The following is a 14609-nucleotide window of genomic DNA, read 5'->3' as shown; positions in this document are numbered from 1 at the left end:
TATTGGAGCCTTGCATGAAACTCTTTTCGGCATCACTGGCGACAGAAACCAATACATTCTCGCCGCTCATTTGCTCGCTTGAAGCCTATCGCACGGGTACATTTCTACGCCCTGGCGAACACCCCGACGAACATCCGCTGGCGCAAACGGCACCGCTTTGGGTGGCGCGCAAGCGTGCTGCTATCGATGGCTTCGAGCTGATCGAGGGAAGTTGCTTCCAGACCTCGCCTGCGGGCACGACAACGCGCGCCGCCTATGAGTTCATGCGCGACGAAATTCTGGACCAAGTGCGTGCGGCCTTGCCACTCGATGGCGTATTGCTCGGTTTGCACGGCGCCATGGTGGCCGATGGCTACGATGACGTTGAAGGCGACATCCTTGAGCGTGTGCGTGCGTTGGTGGGCAAAGCCTGCGTCATCGGGGTGGAGCTCGATCCGCACTGTCATCTGACCCGCAAGCGAATCGCGAACGCTGACATCACCATTCTCTACAAGGAACATCCACATACCGACACCGTCGAGCGGGCAGAGGAAATTCTGGATCTGGTGTTACGAACCATTCGTGGCGAGATCAAGCCGGTATCATCAGTGTTCGATTGTCAGCAGTTAGGGAGTTATCGCACCACCCTCACGCTAATGCGCCAATTGGTCGACGACATCATCGCCATGGAAGGCCATGACAATATCCTGTCGATTTCGATCTGCCATTCCTTTCCCTATGCAGATGTGCCCGAACTGGGCGCACGCATTCTGGTAATAGCCGATGGCGACAAAGCAGCGGCCGATCGTGTCGCTACGCTAGTCGGCGAACGCCTGATCGCGCTGCGCGGTCGCAGCATGCCGGAATATTTCGAAGTCGAGGCGGGACTCGATCACGCCCTCGCTTCGACGGCCTGGCCCGTCGTGATCGCAGATCCCGCCGACAACGCCGGCGGAGGGGCAGGCAGCGACAACACGACGATTATCCGATCATTGGTCGCGCGCAACATACAAGGCGCTATCGTCGGCCCGCTGTGGGACCCGATCGCGGTCCAACTATGCTTTGCGGCGGGGATCGGTGGCAGGCTCCAACTGCGTTTTGGTGGAAAGACGGGTGCATCGTCTGGCATGCCCATCGATGCCTATGTAGAGGTGGTCGGGCTAGGCACAGACTGCAAGCAGACCTTGGTTAAGGCCGTCAACGATCTCGGCGATTGCGCCGCCATCCGCGTGGGCGGTGTGGAGGTCGTGCTAACGACCATGCGCACTCAGGCATTAGGCCTACAGTTGTTCACCAACGTTGGTATCGACCCTACCCAACGCAAGCTGGTAGTGGTGAAATCGAACAATCATTTCATGGCCGCTTATGCCCCTATCGCGGCAAGTGTGATCTACATCGATTCGGACGGCCCCATGGTAAGCGACTTCACAAAAATTCCGTTCACCAAAATCACACATCCGCTGTGGCCACTGGATGCCGAAACCGAGCCGAAATTGATTATGTAATGCCACAATATCGAATCAGCGTTCATTCCGAACGTCTGCCTCCTACCCGCCATCGATCATGAGCAAATCCTCTTCGGAACGACCATCCCCCACGGCAACGCGTTCGCGCGTAAGCGGTATCGACCGTGCCATTCAGGTGTTCGACTACCTGCATGCCTCGAACGGACCGGCCGCGCCGTATGCCATGGCCAAATCGTTGGGTTTGCCTATATCCACAGCCTACCCTCTGATCGAGTCGTTGGTTGAGCGCGAGCTGCTGTCACGGCAAAACGATGGAAAAATCTGGTTCGGCGTACGAATGTACCGATACGGCTTAAGTTATGCGCGGGCGCTAGATTTTCTTGAACTCGCCAAGCAACAGATGCAAGGGCTATCCGATGAAGTAGGCGAAACGGTGCAAGTATGTACTCGTGAAGGCTACGAAATGGTGGTGGTAGGCATGGTGGAAGGCAAAGGCCATTTTCACGTTAGCTCCCGGGTCGGCTCGCGCATTCCGCTGAACTGGACCGCGTCGGGCCGATTGCTCGTCGGCCACTTACCCAAGGAAGAGCGGGTGGCATTGTTCACGCTGGCGGCCAAAGCGTCACATACCGGGCGTGCCGACACCGATGCAGAGCATCTTGCGCAAGCCGCCGGCCAGGCGTTCCGCGATCGGCTATCTATTCAGATCGGGGAGTCGGACTATTCTGTGGCATGTGTCGCCTCGCCGATATGCGATGCCTCGGGCGCGTGTGTGGCGACCATTTCGATCGTGTTGCCCGAACAACGCGTGCACGAGCGGCGCGACTATTACGCCGACGCAGTCCAGCGTGCATCCCTACGGGTGCAGCGTGCGCTTACCGAATAAGCCCGGCACGTAAAAATCGCCAAAATCTGCCTTTTGCCGGAAAAAGCCTCTCATTTTAGTCTTGCGTATACAAGGGGCCGAGAATACAGGCTTCGATCAACTCGGGATCAATATTGGAATCACGAGCTCCACGCTCTCGCGCCGCGGTTGCCTATAATTGCCACGATCCTTGCTTCGACGGCAATCTTGCCGTGCCTCATGCCCACCTTGCCTTTACGCGTGCTGTCCATCATTGCGCCGATGACGCAGTTGAACACGCCCTATCCGTCCACTGCCTATTTGACCGGTTTTCTGCGGTCGCGCGGAATAACGGCGTTCCAAGAGGATCTCGCGCTTGCTCTGGTACTGCGCTTGCTCTCGTCTGACGGCCTACGTGCCGTGGCGGAACGTGTCGCCGCGCTACCGGCCAAAACATACAGCCCGACGGTCCAAGCGTTCGTAGCCCAGCAACCACGTTACCTGGCGACAATAGGACCGGTGATCGCGTTCTTGCAAGGCCGCGATTCCACCTTGGCACACCGCATCGTCAGTCGTAACTTTCTACCCGAGGGGCCGCGTTTCAGTTCCTTGGACGTGTACCTGGACGAAGATGGCGGTGACCCTTTGGCTTGGGCATTTGGCGCGCTGGGCTTGCATGACCGCGCCAAACACCTGGCAACGTTGTATCTGAATGATCTCGCGGACGTGTTGCGGGACGCCATCGATTCGCGTTTCGAGTTCGTGCGCTATGCCGAATCACTGGCCGGCAGCCAGCCCACTTTCGACCCCTTGGCCCAATCGCTATCGGCCCCATTGAATCTGGTGGACGAAACCCTGCGCGATCTGACCACGGAGGCGCTCACGCGCCATGCGCCCACAGTGGTGCTGTTGTCGGTGCCATTTCCCGGCACCGTTTATGCCGCCTTTCGTATCGCCCAAACCATCAAGGCACAAGACCCGACCATCGTCACCGTGCTGGGCGGCGGCTTCGTCAATACCGAGCTACGCGAACTGCAAGACCCGCGCGTGTTCGATTACATCGACTATGTCACGCTAGACGCCGGTGAACGGCCCTTGCAGTCTTTGCTGGAACATCTGCAAGGCAAGCGTTCGCGTCAGCGTCTGGTACGAACCTTCCTTCGTGATCACGACACTGGAACCGTACAGTACGTGAACATGGTCGAGCCCGATATCGCATTCGCGGAAGTGGGCACGCCCACCTGGGACGGCCTCCCACTGGATCGCTACTTGTCGCTGCTCGACATGCTGAACCCGATGAACCGTTTATGGAGCGACGGGCGCTGGAACAAGCTGACCGTAGCGCATGGATGCTATTGGAAGAAATGTAGTTTCTGCGATATCAATCTGGACTATATCGGCCGTTACGAAGGCGCCTCGGCGAAAGTGCTCGCGGACCGGATCGACACCATCGTGAACGAAACAGGGCAGACCGGCTTTCATTTCGTCGACGAAGCGGCACCCCCCAAGTCGCTGAAGGCACTCGCGACCGAGCTGATCGAACGCAACGCCGGCATTTCATGGTGGGGCAACATCCGCTTCGAAAAAACCTTCAGCCCCGAGTTATGCGAGCTGTTGGCCAATAGCGGCTGCATCGCCATATCGGGCGGACTAGAAGTGGCCTCGGACCGGCTGCTGAGCCTGATGAAAAAAGGCGTCTCCGTCGGGCAAGTGGCACGGGTGACCCGCGCGTTCACCGATGCCGGCATTCTGGTGCATGCTTACCTCATGTACGGCTTCCCCACGCAAACGGTGCAGGATACCGTCGATGCACTAGAGTACGTGCGACAACTATTTGAGAATGATTGCATTCAAAGCGGCTTCTTCCACCGCTTCGTCTGTACCGTCCATTCACCGGTAGGCATGAACCCCGAGGAATACGGCGTGACGTTGGAGCCATTGCCTCCCGTCACGTTTGCGAAGAACGATATCGGTTTTCATGATCCCACGGGGGTTGATCATGACGCGCTCGGGAAAGGACTAAAGAAGGCTATCTACAACTACATGCACGGTATCGGCCTGGACGAGGACGTGCGCACCTGGTTTCCTTTCAAGGTGCCGCGAACCACGGTGGCGCGCAACTACATCAGCCGTGCGTTGAACCAACGTGGTTAGTGCGAGAAACTCTCCCCACCAGCGTCTGCAGTCAGCCATCGGAGCCTCATCCCTGTCAACAGCGAAGAATGTTTACGGGCTGCAGACGTGCTGTACGTGAAAGCCAGGCAGGGTCAGCTCTATCAATCAGCCGTGATGCCACGAGCGTCGATCAATTTTTTCCACTTGATCGACTCTTGATTGATCAGTGCCTGCGCGTCTTCTGGAGATCCGCCTGCCGGGTCAATACTCAACTCTTTCAGTTTTGCCCGGATCTGATCATCTTTCAACGCCGCATTCACGGCATGATTCAGCTTGTTGACGATATCATCCGGTGTCGCTTTCGGGGCGACCAAGGTATACCAGAGGAAAATCTCGAAATCCTTGAGGCCGGCCTCGCTCATGGTAGGCAGATCCGGATACTGAGCGGAACGCTCCAATGTCGATATGCCTAACGCCTTTATTCGCCCTGCCTGAACAAACGGCATTCCTTCTGGAACCAGGACAAGCATGGCATCAACTTGGCCGGATACCAGATCTTGCAAGGCAGGCGCGCCACCACGATAAGGTACATGCAATACATCAATGCCCGCGTTTTGCTTGTACATCTCCATGCCTAGGTGACCCGGAGACCCAACGCCCGGTGACGCGTAGGTATTTTCAGAGTGCGACTTGAAGTACGCGGTCAACTCCTGCAGCGTATTCGCCGGGACCTTGGGGTTGACAGTCAAGATCGCGGGAACACTTGCGATGTGGACAATCGGCTTGAAGTCCTTTTCAGGGTTGTAGGTCAGAGACCCTTTGTACAGCGCGGGGTTAACGGCCAGACTGGACAGCGTGGCCAGCATCAGCGTGTAGCCGTCAGCGGGAGCCGAGGCTGTCGCGCCGGCGCCAACGGCCTCGGCCGCGCCAGGCCGGTTTTCGACGATGATCGGTTGCTTGAGTTCACTACTGAGCTTGGTGCCCAAGAGTCGGGCCAGAACGTCCGACGTGCCGCCGGGCGGATAGGGCACGATAAGTCTGATGGGTTTGTCTGGGTAATCAGTACTGGCGGCAACCGCAGGGCTGGCGGTGATGGTCGCAGCCAGAATCATGGCAGCCGATATGGCAATGCGCTTCATGTTGTGTCTCCTCTCGTTATTTAATAAATTTCAAACGCGTTTGCGCCATTCCTATTTCATCTGCTTCGAGGCCTCAATAATGGATTCGATCAAACGATGGGTTTCCAATGCCTCGCCGCCGGTGACGAGAGGAGGACGGCCTTCTTTGACCGCTTGTGCAAAGTCCTGGATCAAATCCTTATGTGCCGCAGGAGAAAAATCCATGATGCTGTCGCCGCTACCGGACTTGCCCTCGGCCTCTACACCGATGTGCCTGCCATCATGAAAATTCACGTCCAGCCGCCCGCCCTCAAGTCGCGCGGTCGCTTGCAGGCAGATGATCTCGAGCGATTCGGCTCGGCCTGGATAAGAGGCCGTCGTCGCAATGATCGAGCCCGGAGCACCGTTGTCCAGATCGAGCAGAGCGGTGACATAGTCTTCGGTCTCGATCGCGTGGATATCGGTGGTGATGGCCCGCGCCGCGAGTACTTGCCTGACGCCCAGCAGACTGCGAAACAGATCAATGGCGTGGATGGCTTGCGTAAGCAAGACGCCTCCCCCGTCCCGGGCGCGGGTACCGCGGCCCGCCGCATCGTAGTACCCCGCTTGCGAACGCCACCAGGGAACGGTCAGCGTTGCTGCCTGCACTTCACCTAGATCACCGATAGTTAATAGTTCACGCAGGCGTTGGGCGCCGGGACGCAGCCGATGTTGCAGAACCACGCCAAAGCGCAGGCCGCTGGACTGCGCAAGCTGGACAAGTTGTTCGGCGCGGGCAAGCGACACCTCGAGTGGTTTTTCGACCAGGGTGTGTTTTCCGGCAGCGAGACTGCGGCTCGCAATGTCTAAATGCGTGGCGGCCGGCGTTGCAACGATGACGATATCGACCTGTGGATCGCTCAGAGCGCGGTCGATATCGGTGGTGGCTGTCACCCAATTGTCCAGCAGACCCGGCGGCACGCGTGCGGGGTCGCGACAAATGGCCCATCGAAGATCGAGCTCGTCGCGCAGGTCCTTCAGACTGGCAACGTGTGGCTGGGATCCGGGGCCAAGCCCGATGAGCGCAACGCCGAGCTTGGTCATTGTTTATCTCCTTGTCGCGCGATCGCGTCGGCCTCCAGTGCCAGTCGGCTGACAGTGAAAACGTGCGATTGGCCCATGGCCGTCTCGGTACGGTCGCGTACGTCATTGACCAACTGACGAAAAAACACCAAAGGCTCTTGTTGGCAATCGATGTGGTGGGTCCCTTTCTTGTCGACGAGAAAAAGATGGTCTGTACCAGGACGGCCCTCAATGTCGAGATACTTGCGCAGCTCCAGACTGCCTTCGGTCCCGAGGACGAACAAGCGACCGTCTCCCCAAGTCGGCAATCCATCGGGCGTGAACCAGTCGACACGGATATAGCCGCGCCGCCCTGTCGAGGGCGAGCGCAGAGCGATCTCGCCAAAGTCCTGGAACGAGTTCGGTGTCTTTGCACCGAAATGCCCCACTGCGGCGTGCGATATCTCTGCATCGCTAGACCCGCTGAACATCATGAACTGATCGATTTGATGTGAGGCGATGTCGACCAGAATGCCGCCATAGGTCGCCGTGTCAAAGAACCACTCGGGGCGGATATCGCGGTTCAACCGATGCGGGCCCAGGCCGAGGGTCTGAATGACTTCGCCAATCGCACCCTCAGTCACCAGCCGCAGCGCAGTTTGCACCGCGGGCACAATCATGCGTTCGGAAAAGCAAATCGAAAATATCCGACCGGTCTCCTGGGTAGTACGTTCAACGAGGGCGAGCTGTTCGGCATCGGTAATGCCAGGCTTGTCAGTGAGAACGTCCTTGCCGAGCCGCATCGCCTCGACGGCAATAGCCGCGCGTTCGCACGGTACAGCGGCCGTCACAATCAGGTCGATATCAGGGTTCTCCAGCAGCGCCTGACGGTCGTCAATGGGCGGGATCTGCGGAAAGCGTTCCCGTACGCCCTCTAGCACACGCGGATCAGAGGTTTGCGTCCAATAGCCTATGCACTCGGCACCAACGGCGAGAAGTTCTTCGATGAGATGATAGACGTGGCGGTGGTCCAGTCCGATAACCGCAAATTTGATCACGATTCGTCCTTTTTACTTGGTGCTGCCCCCAAGGCACGGCCAGGCCGTGCCTCCATTGGCGTGTAGTCATGCACGACAAATGGGCCGCCCTGATACTGAGACGCGACAGGATCGGCATGCACGGCGATGCCTTCGGCTTGGCTGGCCCATTGCTCCGCATTCTGCCGTGGAGCGTAGCCGATCTGATTAGGCTCGGACATGTCACAGTACGCGCGGCTATTGGCGGATACGCCCCATACCTCGGCGTAGCCCACATCGGGGGCCTCAATCGCGCGTTGCACCAAGTGGATGAGGTCTTCGACGCCCAGCCAGGTGCTCAGATGCCGGCGATTGGCCGGTGGGGTCTCCGAGGCGCTGCCGATACGCAGGCAAACTGATTCGATGCCGTGCTTGTCCCAGTACATCCGCGCCATGCCTTCACCCCACATCTTCGACAGGCCATAAAACCCATCTGGCCGATAGCACGTACCTTGATGCAACGTGTGCTCGACCGGATGCATTCCGAAGGCGTGGTTCGAGCTGGCGAAAATGATACGCTTGACGCGATGCCGACGTGCCCCCTCGTAGACGGCATGCAGCGCAATCAGGTTATTTTCGATGATTTCCGCCAAGGGCCGCTCGACGCTGGTCCCGGCCATATGAACCAAGACATCGATGCCGTCGAGCAGTTTGTCCACGACCTCGGGCTCACGCAGGTCGCCATGCATGATGTCTTCATCCGGGAAAAGAAGCCTCAGCTCGGTGCGACCTCCCGCACTGCGTACTTTGTATCCGAGCTCGGGCAATGCTGTGCGCAAAATACGCCCCAGATTTCCCGCTGCGCCACTCAGGGCAATTTTAATGGGGATGGCCATAGTATCTGCTATGCAACCTGCGACCGAGTGCGCCCAGGTTTCAGTCTCCGATGAATGAGGCATCCGAAAATGGGCTCGGATGCGATTTTATGGTGTGTGGCCCAGGGTTTTGCCGTATATGCTATTGAGTATGGTGCATCGCCAAGCGGTTCGCCAATGCTAAAAAAGTAATGGGCCTTACTGATTCCGTAACGGGCAGGAGTATGGATCTTAAACAGTTGACCTCATTTATCGCGGTTGCCGAGGAAGGGCAACTGAGTCGCGCCGCGGTGCGGCTATGTCTGTCGCAGCCACCACTCAGCCGTCATATCCACGCGCTGGAAAGCGAGCTGGGCGTGCGTTTGTTCGATCGCACAGCCACGGGCATGTCGCTGACACAGGCAGGGGCAGCCTTACTCGACGATGCGCGCAGCATTGAGGGACTGTTTCGACAAGCCCGCGAAAAGGTGCGCAAATCCGGACTTGGCCAGACTGGCCAGATGAGCGTCGGGCTTTACGGGTCTTCGATCTACGGTGCCGTTCCCCGGGTGCTGCGCCAATTCAGGATCTCGCATCCGGATGTCGAATTGAATCTGCACTACGCTCAAACGCCCGAGCAGGTAAAGGCGTTGCGTCGAAATCAGGTGCTTATTGTGTTTGAGAGAATGTTGCCCACGGAATCCGATATCGAGGTGTTGCGGGTCTGTGGCGAGCGCCTCTACGTTGCCATGAACGAGGAGCATCCACTGGCGCGCAGCGAATGGATTGACATCGGAGAACTGCGGCATGAAACCTTCATTCCAGGCACCGAAGTCACTGCAGCATCGCAGCTCGTCGAGATCTGTCGCAAGGCAGGCTTTATACCGCGCATGACGCCGCCGTCCAATAGCGTGGTCACCGCAACATTACTTGCCGGAGTTGGCGTGGGCGTCAGTCTCGTTCCCGAATCGATGACCAATGTGCAACTGCCGGGCGTGATTTATCGACCATTGAACGTGGATGAGGCGTATTCAATGGATTTGCACTGCTTCTATCTGAAAAATAACGAATCGCCGCTATTGGCCAGCATTTTGGAGATTGTCCGTGGGTTTATCGAGCCTTCTCGGGCGGCCTGAAACTCGACCGCCTCGTGAGATTCGATAACGTCTAGCCGGCATTCTCATTGAATATCGAAGCGCTTTACAGCCACTACGATGGAAAGTCACTGGAGTGCAAATTTCGCCTGCGCTCGTGAGCTCGTCACTAATCAGCACTGCTGTACAAACAGGGAGCTTTTGAGATTGTGCTTCAGCAAACTTCTGTGGTGCGGCTTGGCGTGACGTGGTCGCACCAAGCCGCATCCTTTCAATGCTGATTGGCCGATCTGACCTTGGCCACTTGATCTGGTGTCACTTCACCGGCCTTATTGCCCCAAGCCGAGCGCACGAAGCTCGCCAGCGTCGCAACCTCCTCGTCACTCAGACGGTCAGAATAGCCTTGCATGACCAGATGCATAGGGCGACGACTCGTCGACGGCACGGACGTGCCGTTCAATATCGTCGACACCAGCGGGCTCGGGTCCTTGCCTAGGACCATCGCGTTGCCTTGCAGCTCGGGGAATATCTCGGACGCTCCCTTGCCTGTGACGAAGTGGCAGCCGGCGCAGTTGTCCAGGTACAGACGTGCGCCCAGAGGCATATCGGGTGAAGCGGCCGTTAGCAGCTTGGCTGTGGCCAGCCCGGCCTCATTGGCAGGCCTTGGGGGCATAGCGTGAGGTCCAGGAGCAGCTACCTGCTTGGGTGCGTCTTGTATGGGTTGTCCATCCATGGACTTGAGAAATATGGCGATGGCGTTCAGGTCTTGATCATTCAGGTACTGCAGTGAATGCTCGACGGCCAGTGCCATTTCTCCGTTGGCGATAGAGTGGACATTGCGCCCGGTGGCCAGGTAGGCTGCCAGATCAGCGGTGGACCAGTTTTCAATGGAAGAATTTGAGCCTCGTAGCGCGGAAACGTTCCAGCCGTCGAGTTCACCGCCAGTCAGGAAATTGGCATCACCCAAGCGGGTGCCATCCTGTGCCATCAAGGCCGAGCGCGGGCTATGGCAGGCGGCGCAATGGCCTGCGCCTTCGACCAGGTATTGGCCTCGGATTTGCTGCTCATTGCCATCCATCGGTTTGAAGGCCGAATCGCCGGTCAAGGCCAACCAGTTCCAGGCCCGGATGCCAAAACGCAGGTTGAACGGGAAGTCCAGTTCGGTGGCTTGTACCTCGTTTTTGACCGGCTTCACGTCGTTCATCAGGTAGGAGTACAAGGCCCGGATATCGCTCTCGCTCATGAAGCGATAGTTCTCATAGGGCATGGCCGGGTACAGGTGTTTGCCGTTGACGACGCCATCGACCATCGCGGCGCGGAACTGATCCAGTGTCCAGTTGCCGATGCCCGTTTCCTTGTCGGGTGTGATGTTGGACGACCAGATGGTGCCCATGGGGCTGGCGATGCCCCGCCCACCCGCCAGGGGCGAACCGCCCTCGGCCGTGTGACAGGCCATACAGTCACCAGCGCGCATGACGTATTCGCCACGGCCAAGTTCGGGCTTCCAGTCGGAGGCCAGGTCTTCGTTGGGTGGCGTGGTCTTGACGGGCACGTAGATGAAAGCAAGTGCCGCGAGGACAACCAGCACAACCAAGACACCCAAGATACGGAGGGCTGTTTTCATGGTGTGCTCCTCAGACCAGGGGACGCGGGTTGCGCAGGTATAACGTGCGGATGGCGTTCACCGTCCAGAAAGCCAGGCCGCCAACCATGCCGGTGGGGTTGTACTGGGTGTTCTGTACGAAATTGCCTGCTCCCATGACGAATACGTTGTGCTTGTCCCAGGCTTGGCAGTAGCGGTTCACCACGCCTTCGAGCGGGCTGTCGGACATAATGTGACCACCCGTGTTGTGCGTGGTCTGATAGGGGCGCACGTCGTACTGCGCGCCTATATCCTTGAAACCCAGCCGCATCATGTCGGGCTTCATAGCACGGCCCACCTCTCCGGCTTTGAGTTTCATGTACTGGTTCATCTTGAGGTCGTTTTCCTGCCAGTTGAAGGTCATGCGCATCAACGGGCGACCATGCGGGTCCTTGTACGTGGGGTCCAGATCCAGGTGGTTGGCACGATAGGACATGTGCGAGCCGTGTGAGCCGATCGACATGGTGCGGCCATACCATTCCTTGATGGATTTCTTCCAGCCCGCGCCCCACGTGGGGGTGTCAGTCGGCAAAATCATGGAGCGAATCGGCTGTCCATTGAAGGTACCCGAGCGCCAGTAGGCGCCGCCGATAAAGCCCAGCTTGCCAAAGTCGTTCTGGTTGACACTAAAGTCATCAATGCAGATACCGTTCGAACCGTGGCCAATAAAGGGGTTGAAATTGGCGTCCTTGAAGAACATGTTCACGCCGCCGTTCATCTGATAGGCGTAGTTCTTGCCGGTCACGCCTTCGTTGGTGGCCGGGTCATAAGGCTTGCCAATGCCGGACACCAGTAGCAGATGCACGTTATTCAGTTGGAACGACGACAGAATCACCAGGTCTGCGGGTTGAAATACCTCTTCCTGATTGGTGGCATCGAAGTACGTCACGCCAGTAGCGGTCTTGCCATCGGACGAACTCTCGACGCGCAGCACCTCCGCATGCGTACGATATGTGAAATTCGGCTTGCGCTTGAGCGCATCGAGGATGGCGGTCTGCGGCGACGACTTGGAATACTGATAACAACCGTAGCGCTCACAGAACCCACAGAAATTACAGGGCGCCATCTGCATGCCATACGGGTTCACGTAGGCGGTGGACGCGATCCCTGCCGGCGCTGGGAACGGGTGATACCCCATGCTCTTACAGGCAGCCTCGAACTTGGTCGAGTCAAAAGTAGGCGGCATGGGCGGCATGGGATAGTCCTGCGACCGCCAACCCTCAAAGGGATTACCACCTTCCTGGATCTTGCCTTTCAGGTTACCGGCCTTGCCGGAAATGCCGGCGACCAGGTCAAACTGCGTGAAAAACGGCTCCAGCTCATCGTAGGTAACGGGATAATCCATCAAATTCATTCCCTCTGGAATGATGGACTCTCCCCATTTCGCTTTCACGTAGCTGAACAACTGGATTTCTTCAGGTTGCGGCCGCCACAGAAGGCCGTTCCAGTGGACACCAGCACCGCCCACGCCATTGGCAGGCAAAAATGAACCCATGGACCGGTAAGGCAAAGCCGTTTCAGTTTCTGTACGACGAATGGTCACTGTTTGCTGGCTGGGGTGCTGCATGTTCTTCAGCCGCACGCCGTAGGTCAGCTCATCTATCTGGTTGGGGTATTTGAATTCAGGCACCGTGCTCTGGTCGCGGCCACGCTCCAGCGCCACGATCTCCAGCCCTTCAGCGGCCAGTTCAATACCTGCAATAGCGCCCGTCCAACCCAAGCCAACGATGACCACGTCCTTCTTTTTCTCGATACGTGCCATGGTTCAAGCCCTTTCGCCTTTGATGGAAACGGGGCCCAACGGGTACTTCACGTTGTGCTGATCCACCCATTCTTTATAGCTGGCGCGCGCACCTGGAAAGCCGATGTACGACCAAGCCTGCATGCCGTAATTTCCGCCATGCATGGGGTCGGCGAAATAGCCTTCTTTGGTGTTGCTCAGCAAAGTAGCGAAAAAAATACTGAGCTCTGGGTCCAACTCCACTTCGCCTTTTTGAAGCGCAGTGAGGGCTTCGTCCTGCTGTTGCGCTGACAGATCTTTGAAGTCCTTACTCCAACGCGACTTACACCATGCACTGACCGCGGGTATCGCCTTGCGATAGAGCTCTGCGGGGTTCAGTGGGGTTTGCCAACCCCGATCCGGACTGGCCGTTGGGTCGTGCGGACCAACCATGTACCAGTCCTTGGCACTTCCATATTCACCCGCCAATTGGCGATCGATGAATACCGGAACATGGGCTTCCAGCGCCCCTGGGCCATCCCCGTCAGAGGGGATCAGACGGGCTGTAGCTGCGAGTACAAAGCTCCACTCTTCAGGCGTGAAATACTCAGGCTTGTACGTATCAAGCTGAATGGGGGCTTCTTTGGCATTGACATGAAACGGCATGGCAAGGCCGGTGAGTGCCATGCTGGCGCTGGATGCAAGCAGAAAGGTTCTGCGACTTGGGGGAAGCGAGTCAGGCATCTTGTGTTCCTACTTCAAGGGCTATGGTTACATGGATCCCCATCTAGACCTTTGTTCTTATACGTCAGATTATCCGCAATTTCCTGCCGGGCACAAATTTAGCGAGTTACTGAATACCTCCAACTTGCCCGAGAGCACACAGCGTCAAACTCGCGCGGATCTATATACGGAACGCAAGATCAACAATAGCAAAGCGCCAACGCCCAAAACCGCGCCCGCCACATAAAAAACAAATCGCGCGCGTGAGACATTGTCGATTTGTTCAGTATCAAGTACATCTGCGCTTTGAAGAAGCATTGCCCGAATTTCCGATGGGGTCACAACATAGGCAAATAAAAGCAGACAGACACCCAGCAGCATCAGAAGAATCGCCATCCAGTTCAATGTTGCCGAGTACGACGTTCTGGGTATAGGTTGGCGGATTTTGATCTGCTTGTCTTTTTTGTCGGAGATTCGCGCCGGTTTCTTGGCAGGTGTCGAATTCGAAGCCTCTGTCCGACGGTATCGACGACGCAGCAAACTGGGTAAGCAAGCCATCAACCCCACCGCAACCGCGGCTCCGCTCGCAACGGCGGCCGAAATCTGATTGCCACCTGCGAACTGCTGTGAGACGCCTTGCGCCAGCGCTCCCTGCCCCAACAACTCGGACAGCATGTGAGCCGCGCTATAGCAACCCAACAGTATCAATACGGTCGCGGCAAACACGGCAATACCGTTGGCGATATCCTGATCTCGTTCGTCGACTAAGTGCCCGACGGCGTAGCGGATAAATTTCAGACAAGCGATCGTGACTACCAGCAAGATGACGGCGATAATCAGGACCATTCCAAACCCGAAGATAAAGCGGGAAAGAGCAAATGGCATTCGTTTAAAGCGACCGAAAGTACGATCTAAGGGGTTGGTTGAAGAGTCTCGGATTATTGTAGGGTAATCCCCCCACGATGTGCCGATGATGGCGCGCATGTCCATGGGTTCA

The 14609-nt window shown here is 57.3% G+C and carries 12 protein-coding genes; 4 read left to right on the top strand and 8 right to left on the bottom strand.

The window, feature by feature from the left end; all coding sequences use genetic code 11:
- The first annotated feature begins 14 nt into the window (after positions 1-14).
- The 3 genes from ACNAZS_RS13235 (at position 15) to ACNAZS_RS13225 (ending at position 4443) form a co-directional block, all read left to right on the top strand.
- Entirely contained in the window at positions 15-1484 is a 1470-nt protein-coding gene (locus tag ACNAZS_RS13235; protein WP_415789938.1) for a M81 family metallopeptidase, read from the top strand.
- Between the two features lie 58 nt (positions 1485-1542).
- A complete protein-coding gene (locus ACNAZS_RS13230) occupies positions 1543-2331 on the top strand; it encodes an IclR family transcriptional regulator (protein ID WP_415789935.1) in 789 nt (262 codons plus the stop codon).
- A 198-nt stretch (positions 2332-2529) separates the two neighbouring features.
- Positions 2530-4443 (top strand): B12-binding domain-containing radical SAM protein, encoded by a 1914-nt coding sequence (locus ACNAZS_RS13225; RefSeq protein WP_415789931.1) that lies wholly within the window; start codon positions 2530-2532, stop codon positions 4441-4443.
- Positions 4444-4565: 122 nt separating this feature from the next.
- On the opposite strand, the gene ACNAZS_RS13220 is transcribed toward ACNAZS_RS13225, so the two are convergent.
- The 4 genes from ACNAZS_RS13220 to ACNAZS_RS13205 are packed head-to-tail and all read right to left on the bottom strand — an operon-like array spanning position 4566 to position 8475.
- Positions 4566-5543, bottom strand: coding sequence for a Bug family tripartite tricarboxylate transporter substrate binding protein (locus tag ACNAZS_RS13220; protein WP_415789928.1), 978 nt, complete (start codon positions 5541-5543; stop codon positions 4566-4568).
- A gap of 51 nt (positions 5544-5594) precedes the next feature.
- On the bottom strand, positions 5595-6605 hold the full coding sequence (locus ACNAZS_RS13215) for a Gfo/Idh/MocA family protein (RefSeq protein ID WP_415789926.1): 1011 nt from the start codon (positions 6603-6605) through the stop codon (positions 5595-5597).
- Complete coding sequence (locus ACNAZS_RS13210; RefSeq protein ID WP_415789924.1) at positions 6602-7621, bottom strand: Gfo/Idh/MocA family protein; 1020 nt, start codon at positions 7619-7621, stop codon at positions 6602-6604. The genes ACNAZS_RS13215 and ACNAZS_RS13210 overlap by 4 nt, the downstream gene beginning before the upstream one ends.
- Positions 7618-8475, bottom strand: a complete 858-nt coding sequence (locus ACNAZS_RS13205) for an NAD-dependent epimerase/dehydratase family protein (protein ID WP_415789922.1) — start codon at positions 8473-8475, stop codon at positions 7618-7620. Before ACNAZS_RS13205 ends, ACNAZS_RS13210 begins: the two co-directional genes overlap by 4 nt.
- Before the next feature lie 203 nt (positions 8476-8678).
- Between ACNAZS_RS13205 and ACNAZS_RS13200 the strand changes: the two genes are divergently transcribed.
- Positions 8679-9569, top strand: coding sequence for a LysR substrate-binding domain-containing protein (locus ACNAZS_RS13200; protein ID WP_415789920.1), 891 nt, complete (start codon positions 8679-8681; stop codon positions 9567-9569).
- Positions 9570-9798: 229 nt separating this feature from the next.
- Here the strand turns inward: ACNAZS_RS13200 and ACNAZS_RS13195 are convergent, their stop codons facing one another.
- The 4 genes from ACNAZS_RS13195 to ACNAZS_RS13180 all read right to left on the bottom strand — a co-directional run bounded on the left by ACNAZS_RS13195 (position 9799) and on the right by ACNAZS_RS13180 (position 14602).
- Complete coding sequence (locus ACNAZS_RS13195) at positions 9799-11151, bottom strand: c-type cytochrome (protein WP_415789918.1); 1353 nt, start codon at positions 11149-11151, stop codon at positions 9799-9801.
- 10 nt (positions 11152-11161) lie between these two features.
- Positions 11162-12931 carry a GMC family oxidoreductase gene (locus ACNAZS_RS13190; RefSeq protein ID WP_415789916.1) on the bottom strand — a complete coding sequence of 590 codons (1770 nt, stop codon included), beginning with the start codon at positions 12929-12931 and terminating at the stop codon, positions 11162-11164.
- A 3-nt stretch (positions 12932-12934) separates the two neighbouring features.
- On the bottom strand, positions 12935-13633 hold the full coding sequence (locus ACNAZS_RS13185; RefSeq protein ID WP_415789914.1) for a gluconate 2-dehydrogenase subunit 3 family protein: 699 nt from the start codon (positions 13631-13633) through the stop codon (positions 12935-12937).
- 144 nt (positions 13634-13777) lie between these two features.
- On the bottom strand, positions 13778-14602 hold the full coding sequence (locus ACNAZS_RS13180) for a hypothetical protein (protein WP_415789912.1): 825 nt from the start codon (positions 14600-14602) through the stop codon (positions 13778-13780).
- Positions 14603-14609 lie beyond the last annotated feature (7 nt).

The sequence above is a fragment of the Bordetella tumulicola genome (assembly GCF_965138755.1).
Taxonomy (GTDB): domain Bacteria; phylum Pseudomonadota; class Gammaproteobacteria; order Burkholderiales; family Burkholderiaceae_B; genus Bordetella_A; species Bordetella_A tumulicola.
Note: the sequence above shows the minus strand (reverse complement) of the source record. Positions and strands in the feature narration are given on the sequence as shown.